This window comes from Sulfobacillus sp. hq2 (assembly GCF_002903155.1).
Classification (GTDB): Bacteria; Bacillota; Sulfobacillia; order Sulfobacillales; family Sulfobacillaceae; genus Sulfobacillus; species Sulfobacillus thermotolerans.
The window spans coordinates 320248-343983 of record NZ_NWUL01000047.1; the positions used below are offsets into that span (position 1 = coordinate 320248).

Here is a 23736-nt window from a genome sequence, read left to right on the forward strand (position 1 = left end):
GGCAATGAGGCCATGATACCCCGTCATCGCTCAAATCTAGCCGTAGGTATAAAAAAACCCATAGCAAGTTCAGTTACTGCCGAACCTGCCACGAGTCTTTTATCCCCATGGTGTAGCCCTTTTTGAGAAAAGAGCCTGTACCGCTTGGTCCTACCGCTACGGGCGGATCCCTAGGTACACTCCGACTAAGAATTTATACAAGCACTATACCATTCGTTCTGAAAATAACAAGGGCTAAATGCCGAATTTCGTAAAATATTTTTTCGACAGCTCTCGTCACGAATGACCTCTCCTTGTTATTTGTACCAATCTATGCGCCCCGTGATGAATCCATTCCTGTATTAGTCTTCGGCGTGCAAGATTGATTGATTTCCTTCTCATTCCGTCTTATGATGGCAATATGAACACGCATTCAGTCACTGAGAGCACAAGCCTTTTAGAGTTCGTTGCAGCCGCTTGGGAACATTGGCGGTATACGCCAGATCAACAGTTCTGGCAAAAAGAATTTGACTATCCAGCGGTGGATTTGCCAATGGCATTGCAAGATACCGTAGACGGCTGGTATTTTGCACATCCCCATGGGCAGGAACAATGCGGCCTGGGGGCTGCGATGCGTTGGCAAACGACAAGTTCCCAAGACTTCATCGATATGGAGCGTGAGCGTCTCAAGTTGTTAGCCGCCGGTCTCTCCTCTAAGACCACCTTAGGAGGAGGATTTGCTTTTGACGCGTCAGACAGCCATGATGAGGCTTGGGCAGCATTTGGGCATGCTCGGTGGGTACTGCCCGCTCTGTATATTCATCAGTCGGAAGGACAAGCCCATATTGTCGTGACGGTGTACCCTAAGCATTTCGCATCAGCCCAGGACGCTGTGCAGTATTATGGCACTCTGTGGGCTGCTGTCGACCGTCCCCAACGTCCGGACTCCAAGGATCCTGTTCCCGTCTTGTCGCAAAATATGATTCCACCATCATCCCAATGGATGGCGCTCGTCGAAGAAGCCACAGCCGCTATCCAGCAAGGTCTTTTACACAAAGTCGTGGTAGCCCGCCGCGTGGATACAACGTTTGCAGCGCCATTAGCCGTCGGGCACCTATTACACACATTGCATCACCATAACCCCTCAACAACCATTTTTGGCCTCCGCGCCCAAGGTCAAACATTTCTCGGAGCGACGCCCGAGTTGCTTTTGTCCATCCACGACCACACGCTAGAAACCATGGCGCTAGCTGGAACCACAGCGCGTCAACCATCAGCTTCCGCTGACGCCCACGCCGTACAAATGCTCATGAACAGTGCAAAAAATCGTCGTGAGCATGATGCGGTGGTCAACCGCATTGTCGATACCTTAAGGCCCTACGCCGATTTACACGTGCCCCAGGCTCCGCAGATTCTCACGTTAGCCAATGTCCATCATCTCTGGACCCCTATTCAGGGGGGTGTGCGAGGCGATCAGTCTCTTTGGTCATTGGCCTTGAAACTACACCCGACACCGGCAGTAGGAGGAGAACCCCGAACCGTTGCCCAACAATGGTTGCGCACCCATGAAGGACTGGACCGAGGATGGTATGCGGGCAGTGTCGGCACGATGGACCTTAAGGGTCAAGGAAGCCTATGGGTTGCGCTACGGTCTGCGCTGGTGGCCGGCAATAGAGCGTCCTGTTATGCCGGATGCGGCATTATGCACGATTCGGATCCTCACAAAGAACTCGAGGAATCAGAATGGAAACTACAAGCCATGTTAAACGCGTTAGGAGTGAAGTCGTGATGTCCACTCAATCTTCCGAGGTCGGCCGCTATTTAGCGCAATTTGTCATCTCTCTTGAACACAGTGGCGTCACGCATGCTGTTATATGTCCGGGGTCACGCTCAACCCCTTTGTCTCTTGCCCTTTATGCGTCGCATTTAAAGACATACGTCCTTATGGATGAACGGTCCGCGGCTTTTTTTGCGTTAGGCATCGCGAAAAACTTAAGACGGCCAACCCTTTTGGTCTCGACTTCAGGCACAGCCGCCGCCAATTTTATGCCCGCCGTGGTCGAAGCCTTTTGGTCTCATGTGCCATTGATTGTGCTCACGGCGGATCGGCCTCCTGAACTGCGCGATTCAGGCGCCGCTCAGACCATTGACCAGATCCGCCTTTATGGCTCTCATGTCAAATGGTTTCAAGACATGCCCTTAGCAGATGGCACGGAGATTTTGGACCGATTTGCCAACATCACGGCTCAGCGCGCCGCCATTACCGCCCAACAAAATCCAGCGGGACCTGTGCATCTCAATTTTCCATTCCGAGAACCCCTGTTGACGGTCTTTCCCGACCCCTCGACGCTGTTAGATCCGGGTCCTGCTCGAATTATTCCCGCCCAGGAGCAACCCAACCCACAAGGCATTTTGCTCGTGGCCCAGTGGCTGCGCCACATCAGCCAAGGCTTCATTGTGGCGGGACCCGGACACATGGCGCAGGCTTTACCCGCCATGCTCCGCCTCTCTCGCCAGTTAGGATGGCCTATTTGGGCCGATCCGCTATCTAATCTTCGGGGCCTAGACCCGGCGATTTTGGGCACCCACGATGCTATCTTGCGGGCCCATGCGGCCTCTTTGCCCACCCCGCAAGCCGTTATTCGAATCGGGGCGCCGCCAACATCCAAAGCTCTTAATCAATTTATTGCCCAGAGCCGGTTAGTCGTCATCGACGCGGAAAACAGCTACCGAGAACCCATGCTCCAAGAGGCCCAAATTCTTCAGGGGTCAGCGGATCAGGTGCTTGATGAATTGGCGACCGCCCTTTCTAACCAAACCGTGGATCCAGCGTGGCATCATTTATGGCAAGAGCAAGACCGGGGTATGCGTGCGCAATTAGCGCAACGCTTGGCGTCCGTGAATACCCCCAACGAGCCGTCCCTTTATTACCATCTGGTGAATTGGTTGGCCCCATTAGAGCCTGTCGACGTTTTTGTGAGCAACAGCATGCCGATCCGTGACGTCGATGCCTTCACGCTCAATCCAGGCCGTCAGTTACGGTTTTGGGCTAACCGGGGCGCCAACGGAATCGATGGCGTAACGTCCACGGCGTTAGGGATGTCCGCGGTACAAGGCCAAGTGGTCTTAATCACCGGAGACCTTGCTTTTTATCATGACATGAATGGACTCTTGGCCGCTAAAAAATATGGTCTCAATGCGCTTATCATTGTTGTCAATAACGACGGCGGAGGGATTTTTTCGTTCCTGCCCCAAAGCCAGTTGGCTGAACCAACCTTTGAGGCGTTATTCGGTACACCTCATGGCTTAACCTTTGAACATGCAGCAGCGCTCTATCACGCGGCCTATCGCCACACCCAGACTGTAGAAGAACTGAAGGCCGCAATTCAAGACTTAGCTCCTTTGCCCGGTTTGCGCATTATCGAATGGCACACCGCAAGCCGCCAGGATAATGTCTCGTGGCATGCCTTTCTTTGGGGTGACCCCGTATGAACTTCCAACACCACCAGTTTGCAGCCACACCGACCCGCACCTATCACTTCGTGACCGCGGGTCAATCAGGCCATCCAGCGTGGCTGTTACTCCATGGATTTACAGGAAGCCACCACGATTGGTGGCCGACAGCCGAGACTTTGGCTTCGAAATATTACTGCATTATGCCCGATTTACCTGGCCATGGCCAGAGTTTTCACACAGGAACCGTGGACGATATGGCCCTGCCCACAACCGCACGAGACCTATGGCGCTTACTCAAACATCTTGGCGTATCCGATGTGGGGATTTTAGGATATTCTATGGGCGGTAGACTTGCTTTGCATCTTCCCTTGTATGGTGGAGGAGCCAGGGTGCGGTCGCTGATTCTCGAAAGTACCACGGCAGGGCTTCGCAGCAGAGAAGAACGAGCTCTACGACGCCAAGCAGACGAACAACTAGCACGCCACATTGAGGAACGCGGCATCAAATGGTTTGCAGACTATTGGGGCACATTGCCCTTGTTGCGCACAGACGATCCGGCTTTAGCAGCCCAGCAATACGAAGAACGATTAGGAAATAATCCCGTAGGACTAGCGTCCAGTCTGCGCGCGGCCGGAACAGGGCACCAAGCTTCTTTATGGAGCATTCTGCCCTCCTACCATATGCCGGTTCTCCTTATTGCTGGCGCGCATGACCAAAAGTTTCAGGCCCTGGCGGAATCCTTGCACACGGCGTTACCCAATAGTCAGGTGCATCTCATTCCTCACGCTGGACACACGGTGCACAAACAAGCGCCAGGGGCCTTTCATCAAGCTCTTCGGACATGGGTAGACAGATCCGAAGCCACAATATGACATTTGAGGTGAGCAATTATGGCAACCATTTCATGGCAACTACTGAAAAACTATTCCGATGTGATTTTAGAAGAATATGAAGGCATTGCGAAAATCACCATTAATCGGCCCGAGGTGCGCAATGCATTTCGTCCGCAAACCCTCTTTCAATTATCTGATGCATTTAATATTGTGCGAGATGACCCACACATTGGAGTGGTCATTCTTACCGGACAGGGCGATAAGGCGTTTTGCTCAGGCGGCGACCAACGTATCCGCGGTGAGGGTGGATATGTGGATGACGAAGGCGTCGCACGCTTGAATGTTTTGGACTTGCAAAAGCAGATTCGCGCCCTTCCCAAACCTGTCATTGCCATGGTCAAAGGCTACGCGATAGGCGGTGGCCATGTCCTGCATATTGTCTGCGATTTGACCATTGCGGCGGACAATGCGGTGTTTGGCCAGACGGGTCCAAAAGTCGGCAGTTTTGACGCAGGCTATGGCGCGACCTTGTTGGCCCGTATTGTTGGCCATAAAAAAGCGCGAGAGATTTGGTATTTATGTCGTCAATACTCCGCCCAAGAAGCGCTAGACATGGGATTGGTCAACACCGTGGTTCCGTTGGACCAAGTCGAAGAAGTCACGGTTCAATGGGCACAAGAAATGATGCAAAAAAGCCCCTTGGCTTTGCGGTTCCTGAAGTCTGCCTTTAACGCAGATACCGATGGGCTTGCTGGCCTTCAAGAACTCGCTGGCAACGCCACAATGCTCTACTATATGACAGAGGAGGCCAAGGAAGGGAAAAACGCGTTTTTGGAAAAACGGCAACCCGACTTTTCCAAATTCCCTCGTCTTCCCTAGGGGTTTATGATGATGGCAACCATCCTTCCTGATTGGCTTCATGCCCGTGCAAAAACGTCCGCTCACTCTCTTGCTTTCACCAACGGGCAAGAGAGTTGGACCTTTCAGCAACTCGATGACATGGTGGCCCGCGTTGCCACTCGTTTGACACAAAGCGGTGTTGTCAAAGGACGCCGTGTCGCCTTAATAGTGTCCGGCGAGTGGCAGGCGGTGCCCGTCATTCATGCACTAGCCCGGATCGGCGCGGTGCTCGTTCCATTAAATGGTAGGTTGAAACAGCAAGAACTGGCCCCTCTTGTGGCCGATGCCGACGTTGATCTCATCATTGCCCAAGATTCCCTTCCATCCTCCTTTGGGACGGCCATCTGTCTAGAAAATCTGTTCGACAAGTTGAACACTTATGAACCAATGCCGGCGTCATTCATTGATTTAACGGCTACACAGTTTCTCGTATATACGTCTGGGACGACGGGACGCCCCAAAGGAGCCTTGTTATCCTTTGGAAATATCTATGCGAGCGCTGTATCGAGCGCGATTCACTTGGGAACGCTGCCTCAAGACCTGTGGCTACACATGATGCCTTTGTCTCATATTGGCGGTCTTTCCATTCTCTTTCGGAGCGTGATCACGGGCAGTGGCATTGTCTGGCTCAATCGCTTTGACCCTCAGACGGTCTTTGATTTGCTCCATCGCTATCCCATTACATTAATATCCGTCGTGCCCACCATGTTGTATCGCTTGCTCGAATCGGATGAATCGTTTGGGTCTAACCTACGCATTGTGCTGTTAGGCGGCGCTCCTGCGCCTGCCTCCCTCGTTGAAGAAGCGCATAGACGCAACGTGCCGGCCGTGCAAACCTACGGACTGACTGAAACCAGTTCGCAGATTGCAACCCGCTTGCCGGACGATGCCTATGGTACCCTATCATCAGGCCCCGCCATCTATCCGACTCAAATTGCGATTATGACGCCTCAAGGGCCTAGCTTTAGCCCCTATCAACACGGTGAAGTGTTAGTCAAAGGCCCTACAGTCTTTCAAGGCTATTGGAAGCAGCCAGACGCGACTCAAGCAACATTTTGGAATGACTGGCTCAGAACCGGCGATATCGGATATCTTGATGAGAGGGGCTACCTGACCGTCATTGACCGGCAGAAGGAACTCATTATCAAAGGCGGTGAAAATCTCTCTCCGAGTGAGATCGAAGCCGCATTACTAGCTCATCCCCATATCAACGATGCGGGCGTCATAGGCGTTCCTGATCCGCAATGGGGTCAAGTGCCTGTGGCCATTATTGCCACAGACCAATCGATTTCCCGTGATGAATTGCATCGGTGGGCCCAGCTCCACTTGTCAACCGTGAAGCAGCCAACGCAATATTACCAAGCGAATACTCTCCCACGAACCGCCAGCGGAAAGCTTAGGCGCCGCGAATTAGCAGCGATGTGGGAAAACGGGCAATACGCGCCAATTTAATCGGAACCGTTGAGGAAGGAATCCTTCATGAACTTTAAACAATTTCTCCGTGTTAGCCGCCCCCCTACGCTTTTAGCGACCATTGTCCCATTGCTCATTGGGGGCGCAATGGGCTGGATAACTCATCATTTTCAATGGTGGGCATGGCTTGATATGGTAGTCATCGCTTTTAGTATGCAGATCGGCGTGAATATGCTCAATGAATACTTTGACTACCGTCGTGGCTTAGATGACCACGAATCGTTGGGCATTGGCGGCATTATTGTCACAGGGGAAGTGAAGCCCCGCACCGTCTGGCATGCGGGATTGCTCACTTATGCTCTAGCCCTTATTCTCGGATTAATTCTTGTCTATTGCCGTGGCCCCTTGCTCTTGGTCATGGGACTGTTGGGCATCATTGCCGGCTTTCTTTACACAAGCGGACCCTACCCCATTTCCTCGACCCCCTTCGGGGAATTGTTAGTCGCGCTCATTATGGGCCCGATCGAAGTGCTTGCGACGCAATTTGCATCAGCGGGCGTTATCACGCCCGTTGCTGAGTTGATTTCCTGGCCCGTAGGGATTTCCGTCGCAACGATTTTAATTGCAAACAATTTACGCGACTTGGAAAAAGATCGGCGTCACGGGCGACACACCCTCCCTATTGTCTTTGGGGCCAAACGCGGACTGCTCATTTTAATCAGCATGATTGCAATCGTCCTGCTCTGGATTACCGTTATGGCCTTCACGGGCCTCTTGCCCTACAGCGTCCTCATCATTTGGCTTTCACTACCAGTTATTATTGCCAACTTAAAAAAACTGTCCTCGGGGCAGGCATGGGGCAAAGCCGTCCCGATTACAGGACGTATTCACGTCATCATCGGGGTTTTGCTTGCAATCGGTATTCTATGGTAGGGTGATGTTTAAGGAAGGAGACAAGCACGATGGCACAACAATCTGTCGCCCTACGCGGCATCAAAATCACTCAAATGATCTTGCGCTTAGCTTTTCTCGTCGCTTTGATTATTGGCCTTGGAGGCATGTTTGGCTGGTTCGCCTTGAATCGCGCGACGGTTGACTTACATATTGTATCGGGGATTATCGTCCTAGGCGCCATGATTACCGTAGCGAGCAGCATTGGCAAAGCCCGTAAACCCGGGGCTGGCGCCCTGTGGACGGGCGCCGTACTTGTCGCAGTTGGAGGATTGATGGGCTTGACGTTGCACATACGCGGCAACGCGTTAGGCATTGTGCATTTGCTCCTCATGCTCGTCGCAATGGGACTGGCTGAAATGGGCGCTTCGCGTGCTAAAAAAGCTGCATAACGGCACCCTGGCCATCAATGATATTCTTTGATTAACGCACTAAGCTCGGGTGGCATTTGCCCGGGCTTTAGTTGTTTAAACGTATCGGCATTGGCTTGCGTGTCAATTTGCAGCATTCCGTCACTGAGATGGGATACGGGAACGCTGCCCGGAGGAATATTAGGCCCCCCAAATTGGTCGGGATTAATGCGATTTTTTGCTAAGGTTTCAAGCATCCCCACGCTATATGCAACAGGATTCCCCGGAAAGGGTGTCAGGGGCGTAAAGACATTGTTGCGCGTTCCCAAAGCTTGTTCCAACAAATGCGGATCGTCGGCCATGGCTGCTTGCATAGGCGCTTTGGTATCAACAGGTGTGTACCAATTTTCTCCTCGGTGAATACTAAAATCCTTTAACGGTAAAGGTGCCATGTTTACCACGACCGTCGTTTGGGGATTTGGCGTTTCCATGCGGAGCTTAAATTGTTGCGTATCGGCCTCATATTCTCCTTGCCATCCTGTTACATTCGCCTCAGTAATATTCTGACCCAAGGAGGTTGTCATCGGCACAAAAATGACGCCGATGGTTAGTAGCGCCGACACTCCAAAGACAAACTTCATACTCTGCGTATTCATGTACGTCCTCCTGCTTTCCGTTCGTCGTCCTATCATCGCATTACCCAACGCGACTAGCCGGCCTGAAACACGGTATACTGTCGCTTTATTTTACCGCCATCATGTCCTATCGTCCAGAAAAGGGGGTGGTGGTAATGTTTAGCCATTTCAAACATGATTCCCGGTCCCACTCGCATCAGCACTGAAAAGCCTGGCAACCCAACATCGGCCATAATTTCGCCGTTTTGACAAAAAGGAATGGACATAAAAAAAGCCCTACAACAATTTGTAGGCTTAAACTGGCTGGGGAGGCAGGACTCGAACCTGCGCATACGGGATCCAAAGTCCCGTGCCTTACCAGCTTGGCGACTCCCCAATAAATATTAAATTGATATGGTGGAGCTTAGCGGGATCGAACCGCTGACCTCCTGCGTGCAAAGCAGGCGCTCTCCCAGCTGAGCTAAAGCCCCGATGGAGCGGGTGATGGGAATCGAACCCACGTGATCAGCTTGGAAGGCTGAGGCTCTACCATTGAGCTACACCCGCTTAAATGGCAGGCCAGGAGGGACTCGAACCCCCAACCCGCGGATTTGGAGTCCGCTGCTCTACCAATTCGAGCTACTGGCCTAAGTTCATGTAATGGTGGGCCATGAAGGACTCGAACCTTCGACACTCCGCTTAAAAGGCGGATGCTCTAACCAACTGAGCTAATGGCCCGAATAGATGGCGACCCCACCGGGATTCGAACCCGGGTTACCACCTTGAAAGGGTGATGTCCTAGGCCTCTAGACCATGGGGTCGCTGGTGGAGATGAGGGGAGTCGAACCCCTGACCTCTTGAATGCCATTCAAGCGCTCTCCCAACTGAGCTACATCCCCATTGACTGGCCTTAACGAGCCGCTTTCTTATTATAGTGATCTTCACTTGGCTTGTCAAGTTCTTTTTTTGCTCTGCCTCGTCGGCGTTGCAACAAAAGCAATTTTATCATCACCCCAGCATATGGTCAAGAGGTTTCATCCACGAGCTTTTTTTGCATTGTACCCATTAAAAAGCTTATGGTTGCATTTTATTGATAACACAGGTGATAGTTTTTGGCATACGTGCCATATTGTATAATGTTGTGCTTTTCTCTCCGTCATTGAGCCTGTTCCGGGCTGTCAGCTCTTTTTCCGCGAATGGTGTGAAGTTCCATTGCAAAGGAGATGGCCACGCGACTGTTCCCCGTTCGGCGGTCGTACGCTTGGCATATCCCCGCTTCCAGTTAAGCTGGTTATAGCTGGCTTGGTCAATCGGCGATCGGTTTTCAGAGCCATGCGTAGCCCCCACGCCGACCCATTGGGCCGGACAACGTTTTTTCCTATGTTACGTCGAAACAAGAACGCGACCACAGCCAATGACTTACGATACTGCAACGACTCGATTTTTCCCTGATTGCTTGGCTTCATACATCGCGCGGTCAGCGGCTGCAAAAAGCTCTTCTTGCGACATGGATGAGTCTAACTGTGCCGCCCCCACACTAATAGTCGTTCCAATCATAGAATCGTTCCACGCAAATTTCCCATCCATCTCCCGCCGAATGCGTTCCCCAACGGACATGGCTTCATCCACCCGGGTATTGGGCAAAATAATAACAAATTCATCGCCAGCATAACGACACGCCGTATCATTTTCTCGTATATTGCGCAGAATCACATGGGATAGCATCTGTAAGTGGGTATCGCCTGCCATATGTCCATAACGGTCGTTGATTTGCTTCAAGCTATCAGAGTCAATCAAGAGCAACGATAGGGCTGTATGAGTAGCCCGAGCATGGTCGATAGCCAATCGCAAGGCTATCGTAAAACGCCGAGAGTTTCCAAGATTGGTCAGGTGGTCTGTTAAGGCCACCGACTCGGTTTGTTGGTACAACTGGGCATTTTGAATCGCGATTGCCGCTTGAGAGGCAATCGATGAGACAAACTCCACATGATCTTGGTCATAGTCTATCCGGTAGGACTGAGTAGAGATCACACCAATGATAGTGCCTTCAAATATCAACGGCGCAAAAATTGCGCTCTTGGGCACACGGTATGATCCCAATAATTGTGATGGCCCAATATCTCCCGCAATGAGTAACGCTTCTTGTCCTTCTAACACCCGTTCCGTAGGACTGCCAGGCGTAATCGACATCACTTCCGCAGGATATTCTTGACCTTCATCAAAAAGATACTCCATAAGGATACGCTCCGAATCATCAGGCAACGTCAGCGCGACAAAAAACGAATCGGTTTCTAATTCCTCAGCGACGGCTTGGTGCAATGACCGCAAAAGCATGCCCATTTCAAGGTTTTTATTCACAATACGTCCGACTCGCTCTAGAATTCCTAGCAATCGACCGCGTTTACGCGCGTCAGATTGAGCCTGAGCAAATCGGCTCTGGTTCACCACCATGTCAGCAAGTCCCTCAAGCACAACCTGTTGTTGATTGAGCGGCACTCCTCCCCGGTCTCCTGCAAACGCCATCACCCCAATTACCTTAGCGCCATCTCTTAACGGCACCATGGCCAATTGATAATACCGAAGGGCTAACAGGCCATGGTCCACCTTAACAGGTGGAAGACTCGCAATGTGTTTCCAATAAGTCATTTCAGTGCGGTTAAGGGCATCGGCTTCATAACTGTCACGCGGATCCCATTCTTCCTCGTCTTCACTCAACCCCACTTGGGCCACCATCTGTAGTGTTCCAGAGGTTGTCCACCGCGCAACATATCCTACCCGCGTTTGCAATAACTGAGTTCCTGCTTGGAGAATCGTCATGACCATGGTACTTAAATCCGATAATTCCACTAAAGAACCTTGTAAAGATTTCAAAGCAGCCAATTGTTCAAGTTTGACTTTTCCGGTATTGGCACTACGCATGGCTTTGAGAACCGAGGACCCTAATGTATGGGCGCTCAATGCCAGCAAGACTAATAACAGGACTTGCCACCAAAACAAGCCATGGGTCCATCCATTAGATACTATGCCATAGCTGACGAAGATTAAGCCCGTCCCCACCGCGATCCATTGCCACGACACATATGTCACCAAAAACAACACATCAATGCTATAGAGGAGAAAACCATGACTTTGTAATCCGCCGGAGAGAAATACCGCGGCGGATATCACGATTATATCGACGGGAATCAATAGGACATTCCATGTTCGCAGACCGCTTTGGGGCATCTTCCACAGCATCAAAAGAGCCATAAGCCCCCATATGAGCGTCACTATCAAGTCGCGGGGCTGTTGGACCCCCAATAGCCCCGCGGCAAGCAACCATTCTAAAGGACGAATCTTCCAAATGGCCCTTTCGGTTTCGATACGGTACGGCGCTTGCTTGACCTTCACAATGTTCACCCAACATTATGGCGTATTAGATACTATTTCGCTTTATCCAATAAAAATCCTTTAATTCATAGGAAACTTTTTACAAATCTTAAAGAAAGTTTCCTATAAATCGATTAATTATGGGAAAAGAACATCATGATTTTTCGTCAAGTCAGGGACGTAAAAATGAGATCCTCTCGGTGGGAAAGGCATGTCAAGCACGGAAAAGCTTTAGACCACTCTTCCGTGCTTGCCTTTTGGCGTTCACATCAATTTTAGAGTTACAGGAGGAAATGGGTTACCGGGCATCATTAGAACGGTCTGGCAAAACTCTCGAATCATCATATCCACGAAAGGGCATTTTCACTTTCGTCACCGGGCCAATGTCGTTAACGAGCAAATCAGGGACCTCTCGCAGCGGCGTAGCCGTCACGGTTTGTCCAATCATCCAGTAAAAGTCGCCTAAATCTATAAGGTCATCAAGCCAACACTCAAAATTTGCAACGGCATTGGCCCATAACGGAACGCCCGTCTTTTCGCCATAGACAATAGCCCCTTCGCCAAGTAAATCAGGCGTAAGGGCACCTTGTAAAAACCGAACATAAAGGTCATACTGATCTGCTGCTACCAACGATAACCCAAAACGACGTCCTTTTTGAACAATGCGTGCGCCTTCAATTTCTTTTGCCATCGCTACTCCCATCCGGGGCGGCTTATGAGAGACAGGGCTGACCCAACACCCCGTATGCATATGGCTGCGTTCTCCGTCGGATGTGGAAATAATAAAGGTCCCTCGCCTACGCGCATCATAGACGGGTTCGGTCCAATCAAATTTTGCTCCCGTATCCATTTTTCGCTTCCCTTCTATCCGGTTGATAAACCGGGCCATTCCATACGGAAATGGCCCGCACGTCGAGACTCTTCTGTCCAATACGTCCCGCCACAACAATCACCGGATTACGCGGTCCAAAAAGCAAGTGGCCAAATTTTTGATAACCATCCGGGCCTAATCGTGCTTCGAGCACACCGGTTTCGTCCAGTAATGAAAAGAATACCACGATCTTCCCACTGCGTGTAGGCGGGCGATGGGGTCGAATCAGTAAGCCTACACAGCGAACAAATCGTCCAGCAGGCAGATGATCCAGGGCGTTAATCGGCACAAACCCCTGCTGAGTCAAAAGATTTCGCCACGGAGCCATCCATTGCTGATGTTGACCAAATCCACAATGCTGATAGTCCCAAAGATTTTGCTCAATGGGGGATGGGGCCTTTTTATTAGAGGAGATTTTTGATGTCAAGACTAGACCATCTGGTAATGTTAACTCATCGATTAAGGCCTCACGCGACAAACCCGTCTCATCCCACGCACCAATTTGAATCGTCACCATAATTTGCGACTCGTTTAAGCCGCAAGATCGCAACTGACGAGGCGTCTTATACCCTTCTTGGGGCCGCCGCGCTACAATATTTTTAGCCAACTCTATCCCTAACCGTTTAATGAAAGCCAGCCCCATGCGAATCCGGTGAGTTCCTGATTTCTGCGCTTTCACCGCACTGGCATTAATATCGATAGGCTGTATCTCCACTCCCCGTCTGCGAGCTTCCACCATCAGCACATCTAGAGGATAATAGCCTAACGGTTCAGCATTGAACAATCCGATAAAATATTCGGTGGGATAATGGGTTAAAAGATAGGCTGTACGGTAGGCCGTCGCTGCAAATGCCGCAGCATGCGCTTCATTGAACCCATAGCTTGCATATCCCACCATTTGTTGAAATGCCGCCTGTGCAATTTCAGGATCAATTCCCCGCGCTTGAGCCTTTTCCAAAAACTTCTGGCCCAATTCTCGCATGTCCTCTACGGACCGAGCATGGGTCATGACACGACGCAGGGCATCTGATTCTCCCGGGGTAAATCCCGCTAATGTACTCGCAATGGCAATGACTTGCTCTTGAAAAAGCACCACGCCATAGGTTTTAGACAAGATCGGTTCCAGTGCTGGATGGAGATACGATATCGGCTCTTGTCCTTTACGCCGTGCAATAAATGGATCAACCATATTGCCTTTAATCGGTCCTGGGCGAATCAATGCTAAACTGGCAACGATATCTTCCCACCGATCGGGTTCAAGTTTGACAGCGAGTGATCTTTGCGCAGGGCTTTCCAATTGAAACACTCCGATCCCGTCCCCTTGCCGCAGCGTCCGGTAAGTAGCCTCATCATCCAAAGGAATCTCATCATACACAAATGTTGGCGTACTCTGTTGGATGGCTTGATTAGCGATTTCTACAGCGGTAAAGGTCCGTAATCCCAGTAAATCTAATTTCAACAACCCCAAAGCTTCGACATCCCGCTTATCAAACGGAATGATTTGAACCCCTTTGTGTGATATTTCGCGTGGACTAATCATCGACAATGGCTCATGGCTAATCACCACCCCACCCAAGTGTGTGCCGATATGCCGCGGCAATCCTTCTATATGTGAAGCCCACTCTATGATTTTTTGCAGCATAGGACGTTCGGCATATTGACGCAACTCGGGAATTTCATCCCAGCGAGAAACAATTTGGGATAAGGAGGCTTCTGGCAGCGATTTGACTAGTCGATCCAACTCTAACGCGGGAAATCCCAACACTTTTCCAATTTCTCTCACAGCTGAACGCTGACGAAAAGTTTGATAAGTTGCAACGCGAGCGACATGTGCCTCACCATAGCGATCTTGAACATAGGCAATCACATCATCCCGATAGCGGGTATCAAAATCGATATCAATGTCAGGCATTTCCTGTCGTTCTGGACTCATGAACCGTTCAAATAAAAGATTGCGTGCATAGGCGTCCACATCTGTAATTCCTAGACAATATGCCACCACAGAATCCGCGGCAGATCCTCGTCCGGCAAACCGAATGCCCTTTTGCCGAGCATAGTGGGCGATGTCCCAGACCACTAAAAAATACTCGGTAAACCCTAAAGATTCAATAATGTTCAGTTCATGTTGAATACGCGGCCAAACATCTCGGGCATTGCGCGGATACCGCCAGCGCATACCCGCGACCACTTGCGACCGTAGGTATTCAAACGCAGACGTTTTAGGCGGCAAAGGAAAATGAGGAGTACGGCGTTTGTACAAAATTTGAGGGGTTTGCAAACGCTCCGCTAATGCCAAGGTGTTCCGCAATGCTTCAGGCCACTGCGCCAAAGAGGTGACGATGGCCTGCCATGGCTTAATATAATTTTCGGCATTTAAATAGCGCCCGGGCCCGACGTCCTCAATTTTTTGCCCTAACCGTATGCTGGTTAACAAATCAAACGTTGCGAAGTCTTTTTTTCTGGCATAATGGGCTGCGGCACTCACTACAGTCTGTACATTTTTCCACTGCGATAAGTCCGTTAATACTCGAAAAAGAGCGCTGTCTCCGGGAAGATAATTCGCTGGTAATTCAATAAAAACATGGCCCGTTCCAAAAATTTCAATAAACCGATCGAGCAATTCTCCCATGAACATTTTTTGACCACGAAACCATGCACGCATAATAGCGCCCATACGGTCGCCCGTCAGAACCATGAGACCCTTTCCCCAACGGTTTAGTGTGTCCCACGTCACATAAGGCGTCTTTCGTGGAGCAAGAAGATGTGCTTCCGACAAGATATTGACAAGCGCAGAATAATGCGCCGTATCAGGAACTAAGAGCACGATGCGCCCGATATCTAAGAGTTCGACTTCGGCCCCCACAACCGCTTTAATGCCTAAAGCGCTCGCTTCAGTCAAAAATGGGACAATACCCGATACGCGGTGAAGATCGGTCAACGCTAACGTAGAAATTCCTTCTTCTGCAGCAACGCGGACGAGGTCTTGAGGCAGTGAAGCACCTTCTAAAAAGGAAAATGCCGAATGAACATGAAGATGTGCCCCTATCATCTTTTTATTAAGACGTCCGCTCTATCAAGCGCCCGGTGCATGTTTTTTCCAATTCCTCCACACCCGATCAAGCAAGGAATGCTCCCGAATACGAAATGTCCTTTGGCCAATGTGAATCACCATCTCTAGCTCGCGCGCTTGGTATTGCTTGGGGAAGATAATAATTTTCGCCATAGTCTTCACCTTCCTAGTCGTAGACATGATAAACCCACCATTGGTTACTCTGAGGATGGCATACTAGCTCGTACACCCCCTGACGATCTGTTAAAACGCGCCAAAACCATAGTTCCGGTTCTCCTCGCCACCATTCGGAAACATCTCGCCAGTAATCCATAATACGGATAATCTTATGAGATTGACCATTCAAGAAGAACTGATACGGTACATGGTTACGTATTCGAACCTGCGAAATGGGGCGAACCTTTTCTTCACGACTGAAATGGGGAATTCCTTCTGGACTCACGCCGCAATCCCCCTTTTCGATGGCAATCATAGACCCGTTGTATTCCCCATTTCCCGTTATCGGTCCAGTGAATGTCCTCTCCGCCAAGGATCCCAATACTGAAGCATTCGCGTTCGGCGGGATTCTGATATTGGCCCCTCTGGATCTCCCTGAAAACGACGTGCAATAGGGCCGGACCACCAAGCCATTTGTTCTGCCCGTAAATCTTCAATTTGATGAGCTTCTAATATAATTCCTTGAGGAGGCGCTTGGGGGAGTACGGAAAGCAACGTTAAAAACCGCGTCACGACTTGCTGAGAATTTTCGGTTTGCACTGGCCAAGTTCTTTGGCGCATTTCATCTCCCTGCTCATGTTCCCAAATAATCCGCAACTGTCGGCTCCCCTGCCTTCTTTCACGTAAAATCCTCGCGATTTCCTCTGCCATGATACGCACTAACTCAGGAATTCCTTGTTCTACAGGACTATCAAATCGTTTTTCTACACGGATTACTGCCGTACTTTTGAAATGCTGTCCCCCAAACTCCCTTGTCTTGACTTTCGTATATAAATTGGGTACATCTCCAACCCTCATCCATCCTCTTTTTTTCCAATCTTTCGGATAGTACTCTGGAATGTTTTCTGGTAAGTATTCTAACGGTAATAATTTCCACAGCTCTTCCTCTTTATTTTCCCGCGCGACATACGCCTCATGTTGCGCCTGTGTCCAATGCTCTGTTAATTGGGGATAGTGTGCTCCTTCATGAGCAAGCCATTGTGCTAACAACGAATGAGAAGCAATGCCCATCGTGCTTCTTGTGGCCCATTGAAGTAAGGTCGACGTCACAAGGTGTTGCCATTGGCTGCTATTCATTTCCTGACAACCCCAATACCCTTGTTGTACATCATCTTGCACATAAAATAATGCGTTGTCATTGAGCCATTGACACAGGTTGTCATAGGTAGATTGGTAATCTTTTTTGCTCCAGGAAATGATTTTTGCGTGGGGATAACGCCATTTCATCTCCTGTATCGACATGCCTTGCCGTACGCCATTATTCCACCCGAAAGGGTCTGTATCATAAACCTTATTTTCACGCTCGACTATAAATCCGTCTTGATCCTGGCCACTTCGCTTGAGATGTGCTAAACGCCAGTACACTACCGTCATTGCTTACACCTCAGCTTCACGGAACATTTGTTCGCCTAAGCGATCTTTATTATACCCACAAGATAGCGCTTTATCAAATACTTTTTCTTCCTCTTGACCAGGTTTAGGACATGCTTCGAAAACGCGTGAGCATCGTAAATGGTTCTACTGCGCTTTGTGCCGAAGCTCTAGCCTACGCAAAATCTCGATCATAAAAACAGGAAACATCCACGCCGTGGCGAATTTTTACGGAGATCAATTTCTTCAAGAAAAGCCAAGGAGAGCTATTTAATGGAAAAGTCACGGGGAATCATAACCGCAGGAGCTATGGTCAGCGTTCTCGCCTTATCTGGGGCTGCTTTTGCGCAAAAGCATCACGATATGCCAGACCATTCCAAGCATATGGAGACCATTCACGGGATGTTTGAATCCGGCAACTTTACGGGAGCGGAAATTACCCTCAAAACATCCTCAGGAAAAATGGTTACTATTGACCTAACACGTTCAACACGCATCTCATTAGAAGCACAAGGCTCGGTCAGCACCATTATGACCGCCTTGCAAAACCATCAACTGCGCATTACGGCAGACGTCATACCCGGGCCAAAGGACTTAATCGCCCGTAAAATCGAAGCTCATCTCAATGTCGAACAGAATTCTCGTCATAAAGAAGATCATCAAGACCATAACGGCGCCAAAAAGGCCGCCCAAAACAAAAATTAAAACAATCCTATCGGCAAAATCTCTAAGCCGCGCAATAGTCACGAAGCTTAGAGATTTTTTATATCCGAACGTGCTTTTAATAACTAACGCCCACATAGACCATGCAGATTGCTAGCTCAGTGAGGCAATGTCCCCTCGTTACTGTGCGGAAGGCCACCGTGGCGAACGCTTTTCTTGGAATGCCAAGATACCTTCCCGGGAATCCTCTGATAAAGCGACTAAGCTCACCATATTTTTCAGATAGTCCATGGCTTGTGATGTATCCATCCCTTGAATATGCCGCCATGCTTCCTTTCCCATTTGCGCAATAAATGGGCTGCCTTGATTGATCGCGTCAGCTACCTCCCATGCCTTGTCTTGCAAGAGAGAAAACGGAACCAACTGATTGAAAAACCCCCATTGATGTAATTCCTGCGCCGAAATAATGCGTCCTGTTAATGCCAGCTCAAGGGTCCTTCTTGGCCCAATAAGCTGAGCAATGGGCGCCATCACCACCATAGGGAACAATCCAATTTTTACTTCTGGCAGCCCAAACGACCCGTTATCCGCCGCTATCAAAATATCGCAAGCCGCTGCCAGCCCCATCCCCCCTGCCAACGTATATCCGAAGGCCGCTCCAATGACGGGTACCTTCACGCTGCGTATGGTTTCAATCAGTTGCGCCATTAAAGAAAAATATGTACGGACCGACTCCACTTCCCGCAATGTCGCCACTTCATTTAGGTCCGCTCCCGCGCAAAATGCTTTTTCCCCACGTGCGCTTAAAATAATTACGTGAACCGTAGGATCCTGACCAAGGCGTTCGAATGTCCCAATTAATTCTTGAATCGTTTGTCCGTTTAATGCATTGCGTACAGCAGGCCGATTCAACCAAATCCGGCTAATCGCCCCGGATTCCACCTCTATATTGTTCATCACTATCCCCCAGTCGTTGCATCACCTAAAACACAAACCGCCAGCGCGATCTTGGAGACCGCATCTGACGGTTTAGGTCGCTTTATGATTTCGAAGCGTTTACAGGAATCATCTTCCCGCCCGCATGAAAAACTTTAGCGGGAACATCATGGCCCAATTTCTCAACCAAAAAACGGGCTGTCTGTAACAGCTGATCTAAATCAATGCCGGTTTCTATACCCATTTCATCCAAACAATACACGGTATCTTCTGTCGATAAATTGCCACCGGCCCCTGGAGAAAAAGGCGAGCCCCCAATCCCTCCTAACGCGGTTTCAAAACGTGAGGCACCACTACCAACAGCGGCTAGCAAATTGGATAATGCCGTTCCCCGCGTATCATGGAAATGCAAAGCCAATGAGATATCCGGCAATTTTTCGCGAAAAGCCTGCACAACGTGCGCAACCTGCCGCGGATTAGCAACGCCCACGGTATCCCCCAGGGCCAATTCATGAATGCCCATATCGCGCAACCGCTCCGCCAAGCCCAGTACTTGAGACAAAGGCACGGTGCCTTCATAAGGACAGCCAAAAGCTGTGACAATAACCGCAGAAAGAACTACGCCATGGGACCGTGCCATTGCGCTGATCTCTGCAAAGCCTTTTAATGACTCGTCAATGGTCCGGTGCACATTTTTTTGATTATGCGTTTCACTGGCCGACACAAACACAGTCATCTCATCGGGATGTGTTGCTAAAGCGCGCTCGGCTCCTACAGGATTGGGCACCAATACCGAGTACACGACGTCCGCACGCCGGGCGATCTTTGCCATAACCTGCTCCGCATCCGCCATTTGCGGAAGCCACTTGGGGCTCACAAAAGACGTTACCTCAATACGGGGTACCCCGGCATGGGTCAGTTGATCAACGAGCGAGACCTTATCCTCAGTGGACACAATCACTTTTTCCGCTTGTAGTCCATCTCGAGGAGACACGTCCCGAATCCAGACTTTCGGTGGTGCTTGCCATTCCCAGCTCATTGCTTGACTCCCTTTCTACGGGATTTATACCGGAGTCACTGGATGACGCCTAGCACTAAAATCCCGTGATTTATTCCGATACAAGTGAAAACGCCGAATCAACTCTTGGCGTAACTCATGCGGTTGCACGAGTTCATCCACAACCAATTCAGAGGCTAAGCGCAGAATATCGATATCCTCACGGTATTCCCTCTGCCGTTCTTGAATAAACTGCTGACGCTCGGCTTCATCGAGTTCATGAATCTTATTAAAATACACGGCATTGACCGCAGCCTCTGGTCCCATAACCGCAATTTGCGCCGACGGCAACGCCAACGTCGCATCCGCTCCAAAAGCCGGCCCCGCCATAGCATAGAGTCCTGCTCCGTACGCTTTACGAACAATCACACTAATTTTGGGAACGGTCGCTTCGGACACTGCGGCAATCATTTTCGCCCCATGGCGAATGATGCCCATGCGTTCAACCTTGGTCCCGATCATAAATCCCGGCACATCCGCCAAGAATAATAAAGGAATATTGAACGCATCTGCCAAGGTAATAAAGCGTGCGGCTTTGTCGGCGGAATCCACAAACAACACCCCGCCCTTGACCTTAGACTGATTGGCTACGATGGCAATAGGCTCGCCATTTAACCGCGCCAGCCCCACCAAAATTTCTGGTGCAAACAACGGCTTGATTGGAAACCAAGTGCCTTCGTCCACCAATCCAAAAATCACTCGGTGCATATCAAACGGCACATTTTGATTGCTTGGAATCACATGATCCCAATCGGTTGGCACGGGAGGCTGTGGCGCAATTGCCGGCGGTGTGGCTTGATAATGGTCGGGAAAGTAACTGAGATACTGCTTACCCCATGCAATTGCTTGCGGCTCATCGGCCGCCAATAAATCGCCGTTGCCACTTACCGTGCAATGCATCCGGGCCCCACCCATTTCTTCCAAACTCACTTTTTCTCCAATCACCATTTCCGCCATGCGCGGAGAACCTAAATACATTGATGCATTGCCATCGACCATAATGACCACATCCGTAAAGGCCGGAATGTAGGCTCCGCCTGCGGCTGATGGCCCGAATAACAAACAAATTTGCGGGACACGGCCCGATAGCTTGACCTGATTGTAAAATATCCGGCCAGCCCCCCGGCGTCCGGGAAACATCTCAACTTGATCCGTAATGCGCGCGCCTGCCGAATCCACCAAGTAAAAAATAGGGCAATTCAAATCCAATGCCTTTTCTTGGATGCGCAGAATTTTCTCGACCGTACGCGCCCCCCATGATCCTGCTTTAATAGTCGGATCATTGGCCATCACAACGACCGTACGTCCGTCGATCGTTCCGGTAACAGTCACCACACCATCAGCCGCAAGACCATCCGCCTTGGCGTTGGCAAACAACCCATCTTCGACATAGCCATGGTCAAGTAAGAGATCAAGACGCTGGCGCACCGATAATTTGTGGGATTCTGCCAGCTTTTGCTGATATTTCTGTGATCCTCCAGCCAAAGCTCGCGCACGTTGTTGGCTTAACTCCTCGGGACTCAATGCCGATATCCCCCTTCTGATATCTATGTTATTCCAAAATCAGCAGAGGATCGCTTTCGTTGACAAAATCCCCTTCATGCACTAGCACTTCAATGACCCGGCCTGCCACTTCCGATTCAATGGGAATTTCCATTTTCATTGACTCCAGCCGAACCACCTCTTGTCCGACGGCCACCTGATCTCCCGGCCCGACCAACACCTTAAATACGGTTCCTGCCAAACTTGCAACAACACTACTCATGAATTCATCTCCTCGATTTGCCATATTGATTGTTCGGAAAACCATCCCTCTAAGGCAGGTAGTGGACGTAGCCCCGTAGAGCCCCATACGCCACCAGCAATGGCCTCACCGCGGATTTTCCACTCTCGGGGAGGCGCGTATTCTGCGGCGAGACCCACTGACGCCACCAAACGTCCCTCCACCCACTCTCCCACTGGTCCCAATATCAAAGGATGCCACAGGAGCACATGATCGGCACTGCGAGCAGCCCAAAATCCGGGAATGGGGGATGGGCAACGAATATAAAGCGTCTTTCCGTTAAAGCCGGGCATATCGTTCATCCAGCTAATCTCTTGCCCATGTCCCACTACGGCGTGAATATCCCAAGATTTCCATGCACAAGCCCCATAATAGACCGCTTGATGGGAAAATACCCATAGTTTATGGTGAAATATTGTCGCCAGGGCCCAGTATCCCTGACTTTCCCGTCCATCTAAAATTTGCAGAGGCGTCAACCGAGCCTTTTTTGATGCATTGAGACAAAAGACATGATGCGTAACCCATCCAGCCCAAATATCGGCCCAATTGTGAGGGAGCTCTGCAAACCCTGAAAGACGCTGCCAATACTCTAGACGTTCAGGTGTGAGTTGCGTCCGAAGTGCCGCGTCGCGTTCCCAAGTCGCCATGACCGTATGCACTATTCTACGGACTCCAGCTGTCTTGCAATCACCATGCGTTGAATCTCCGATGTCCCCTCTCCGATTTCCAGAAGTTTCGCATCGCGCATAAAGCGCTCCACAGGGAAGTCATGCATGTATCCTGCCCCCCCATGAATTTGCACCGCTTGCAATGCGGCCCGCATGGCAGTCTCAGACGCATAAAGCTTGGCCATTGCCGCCTCTTTAGCATAGGGGCGATGCTGATCTTTCAACCACGCCGCTTTCAATACCATCATGCGCGCCAGTTCAACTTCCATTGCCATATCCGCCAGCTTAAATTGAATCGCTTGAAAACGATCTAACGTTTTTCCAAATTGACGACGTTGCCGACTATATCGCAAGGACGCATCCAAACACCCCTGAGCGACCCCCACACTCAACGCCCCAATGCTAATTCTTCCTCCATCCAAAATGTCGAGAAACTGGTGAAAACCCTTATCCTTTTGCCCTAATAAGTATTTGGCAGGAACTTCCACGTTATCCAAGTAGACCTCACAGGTTTCGCTAGAGCGCATACCCATCTTTTTATACCCCGCATTGACAGACAAGCCGGGACTCCCTTGAGGAACAATAAACGCCGAAATACGGCGCTCATTGCGGTCGGTTCGAGCCGTCACCACAATATAACCGGCATGCTTCGCATTGGTTATATAGATTTTCGTCCCTGAAATGCGGTAACGGTCCCCATCTTCTTGGGCAAACGTTTGCGTTCCTCCGGCATCTGAGCCAGCTTCCGGCTCAGTTAAGCCAAACGAGGCCAAAAACTCCCCTCGTATGGCCGGAACTAAAAAGGTTTCTTTCTGTTCCTGAGTGCCAAAAGCATAAATGGGCGAACATCCTAAAGACACATGGGCCGCAAATCCCAACCCTAACGAGGCATCAACCCGCCCAATTTCCTCCACGGCTAACGCATAGCTTACGGTCCCGGCCCCAGACCCACCCCATTCTTCCGAAAACGGCAATCCATAAAACCCCAGTTGCCCCATCTGTTGCATTAAATCCCATGGAAACTCTTCGTGCTCATCGCGGTAGCCTGCCTCAGGTGCTACCATCTCATTAGCAAATTCTCGAACTGTCTCTTGAATCAGGCGCTCTTCGGGCGTAATATCCCAATCCATGCGTCATATCCCCTTTACATGGCTACATCCATCCAGAATTCATTCTACCGCGAATTTGTCCAAAACGACTATAATCTAAATAAATCCGGCAGCACTTCTGCGCCAT

The 23736-nt window shown here is 50.2% G+C and carries 21 protein-coding genes and 7 tRNA genes; 8 read left to right on the forward strand and 20 right to left on the reverse strand.

The window, feature by feature from the left end; all coding sequences use genetic code 11:
- Nucleotides 1–400: 400 nt before the first annotated feature.
- The 7 genes from CO251_RS15025 to CO251_RS15055 are packed head-to-tail and all read left to right on the forward strand — an operon-like array spanning nt 401 to nt 7924.
- A complete protein-coding gene (locus CO251_RS15025; protein WP_103376791.1) occupies nt 401–1768 on the forward strand; it encodes an isochorismate synthase MenF in 1368 nt (455 codons plus the stop codon).
- Nucleotides 1768–3471: a 2-succinyl-5-enolpyruvyl-6-hydroxy-3-cyclohexene-1-carboxylic-acid synthase gene (menD, locus tag CO251_RS15030; protein WP_242968651.1), complete on the forward strand. Its 1704-nt coding sequence runs from the start codon at nt 1768–1770 to the stop codon at nt 3469–3471. Before CO251_RS15025 ends, menD begins: the two co-directional genes overlap by 1 nt.
- Entirely contained in the window at nt 3468–4307 is an 840-nt protein-coding gene (gene menH / locus CO251_RS15035; RefSeq protein ID WP_103376615.1) for a 2-succinyl-6-hydroxy-2,4-cyclohexadiene-1-carboxylate synthase, read from the forward strand. Before menD ends, menH begins: the two co-directional genes overlap by 4 nt.
- 18 nt (nt 4308–4325) lie before the next feature.
- Nucleotides 4326–5147, forward strand: a complete 822-nt coding sequence (gene menB / locus CO251_RS15040; RefSeq protein ID WP_103376616.1) for a 1,4-dihydroxy-2-naphthoyl-CoA synthase — start codon at nt 4326–4328, stop codon at nt 5145–5147.
- Between the two features lie 6 nt (nt 5148–5153).
- Nucleotides 5154–6620, forward strand: coding sequence for an o-succinylbenzoate--CoA ligase (menE, locus tag CO251_RS15045; RefSeq protein ID WP_103376617.1), 1467 nt, complete (start codon nt 5154–5156; stop codon nt 6618–6620).
- A 27-nt stretch (nt 6621–6647) separates the two neighbouring features.
- Entirely contained in the window at nt 6648–7514 is an 867-nt protein-coding gene (menA, locus tag CO251_RS15050; protein WP_103376618.1) for a 1,4-dihydroxy-2-naphthoate octaprenyltransferase, read from the forward strand.
- 29 nt (nt 7515–7543) lie between these two features.
- A complete protein-coding gene (locus CO251_RS15055; RefSeq protein ID WP_103376619.1) occupies nt 7544–7924 on the forward strand; it encodes a hypothetical protein in 381 nt (126 codons plus the stop codon).
- Between the two features lie 14 nt (nt 7925–7938).
- On the opposite strand, the gene CO251_RS15060 is transcribed toward CO251_RS15055, so the two are convergent.
- The 14 genes from CO251_RS15060 to CO251_RS15125 all read right to left on the reverse strand — a co-directional run bounded on the left by CO251_RS15060 (nt 7939) and on the right by CO251_RS15125 (nt 17396).
- A complete protein-coding gene (locus tag CO251_RS15060) occupies nt 7939–8538 on the reverse strand; it encodes a hypothetical protein (protein WP_103376620.1) in 600 nt (199 codons plus the stop codon).
- 279 nt (nt 8539–8817) lie between these two features.
- A tRNA-Gln gene (locus CO251_RS15070) sits at nt 8818–8893 on the reverse strand.
- A gap of 18 nt (nt 8894–8911) precedes the next feature.
- Nucleotides 8912–8987: transfer RNA gene (locus tag CO251_RS15075), tRNA-Ala, on the reverse strand.
- A 2-nt stretch (nt 8988–8989) separates the two neighbouring features.
- Nucleotides 8990–9063 (reverse strand) — tRNA-Gly (locus CO251_RS15080).
- 5 nt (nt 9064–9068) lie between these two features.
- Nucleotides 9069–9145 (reverse strand) — tRNA-Trp (locus CO251_RS15085).
- Nucleotides 9146–9157: 12 nt separating this feature from the next.
- Nucleotides 9158–9234, reverse strand: a tRNA-Lys gene (locus tag CO251_RS15090).
- 7 nt (nt 9235–9241) lie between these two features.
- Nucleotides 9242–9317 (reverse strand) — tRNA-Glu (locus CO251_RS15095).
- Nucleotides 9318–9319: 2 nt separating this feature from the next.
- Nucleotides 9320–9395, reverse strand: a tRNA-Ala gene (locus CO251_RS15100).
- A gap of 520 nt (nt 9396–9915) precedes the next feature.
- Nucleotides 9916–11886 (reverse strand): sensor domain-containing diguanylate cyclase, encoded by a 1971-nt coding sequence (locus CO251_RS15105; protein ID WP_103376622.1) that lies wholly within the window; start codon nt 11884–11886, stop codon nt 9916–9918.
- Nucleotides 11887–12163: 277 nt separating this feature from the next.
- The gene (locus CO251_RS15110) at nt 12164–12715 is read right to left on the reverse strand and encodes a flavin reductase (RefSeq protein ID WP_158246378.1); all 552 of its coding nucleotides are present in this window, start codon (nt 12713–12715) and stop codon (nt 12164–12166) included.
- Nucleotides 12693–15785, reverse strand: coding sequence for a DNA polymerase III subunit alpha (locus tag CO251_RS15115; RefSeq protein WP_103376624.1), 3093 nt, complete (start codon nt 15783–15785; stop codon nt 12693–12695). The genes CO251_RS15110 and CO251_RS15115 overlap by 23 nt, the downstream gene beginning before the upstream one ends.
- 24 nt (nt 15786–15809) lie before the next feature.
- Nucleotides 15810–15959 carry a hypothetical protein gene (locus tag CO251_RS17470; protein ID WP_158246379.1) on the reverse strand — a complete coding sequence of 50 codons (150 nt, stop codon included), beginning with the start codon at nt 15957–15959 and terminating at the stop codon, nt 15810–15812.
- 13 nt (nt 15960–15972) lie between these two features.
- A complete protein-coding gene (locus tag CO251_RS15120; protein WP_242968634.1) occupies nt 15973–16248 on the reverse strand; it encodes a DUF6504 family protein in 276 nt (91 codons plus the stop codon).
- Between the two features lie 56 nt (nt 16249–16304).
- Nucleotides 16305–17396, reverse strand: coding sequence for a hypothetical protein (locus tag CO251_RS15125; protein WP_103376625.1), 1092 nt, complete (start codon nt 17394–17396; stop codon nt 16305–16307).
- 270 nt (nt 17397–17666) lie between these two features.
- On the opposite strand from CO251_RS15125, the gene CO251_RS15130 reads away from it, so the two are divergent.
- Nucleotides 17667–18098, forward strand: coding sequence for a hypothetical protein (locus CO251_RS15130; protein WP_103376626.1), 432 nt, complete (start codon nt 17667–17669; stop codon nt 18096–18098).
- A 138-nt stretch (nt 18099–18236) separates the two neighbouring features.
- On the opposite strand, the gene CO251_RS15135 is transcribed toward CO251_RS15130, so the two are convergent.
- From CO251_RS15135 to CO251_RS15160, 6 genes are all read right to left on the reverse strand, one after another.
- Nucleotides 18237–19013 carry an enoyl-CoA hydratase/isomerase family protein gene (locus tag CO251_RS15135; RefSeq protein ID WP_103376627.1) on the reverse strand — a complete coding sequence of 259 codons (777 nt, stop codon included), beginning with the start codon at nt 19011–19013 and terminating at the stop codon, nt 18237–18239.
- An 82-nt stretch (nt 19014–19095) separates the two neighbouring features.
- Nucleotides 19096–20031: a hydroxymethylglutaryl-CoA lyase gene (locus tag CO251_RS15140; RefSeq protein ID WP_103376628.1), complete on the reverse strand. Its 936-nt coding sequence runs from the start codon at nt 20029–20031 to the stop codon at nt 19096–19098.
- Nucleotides 20032–20055: 24 nt separating this feature from the next.
- Entirely contained in the window at nt 20056–21573 is a 1518-nt protein-coding gene (locus CO251_RS15145) for an acyl-CoA carboxylase subunit beta (protein WP_103376629.1), read from the reverse strand.
- Between the two features lie 28 nt (nt 21574–21601).
- Nucleotides 21602–21814, reverse strand: coding sequence for an acetyl-CoA carboxylase biotin carboxyl carrier protein subunit (locus CO251_RS15150; protein ID WP_103376630.1), 213 nt, complete (start codon nt 21812–21814; stop codon nt 21602–21604).
- Nucleotides 21811–22491 (reverse strand): hypothetical protein, encoded by a 681-nt coding sequence (locus CO251_RS15155; protein ID WP_103376631.1) that lies wholly within the window; start codon nt 22489–22491, stop codon nt 21811–21813. The genes CO251_RS15150 and CO251_RS15155 overlap by 4 nt, the downstream gene beginning before the upstream one ends.
- The gene (locus CO251_RS15160) at nt 22491–23630 is read right to left on the reverse strand and encodes an acyl-CoA dehydrogenase family protein (RefSeq protein ID WP_103376632.1); all 1140 of its coding nucleotides are present in this window, start codon (nt 23628–23630) and stop codon (nt 22491–22493) included. Before CO251_RS15160 ends, CO251_RS15155 begins: the two co-directional genes overlap by 1 nt.
- Nucleotides 23631–23736: the final 106 nt, after the last annotated feature.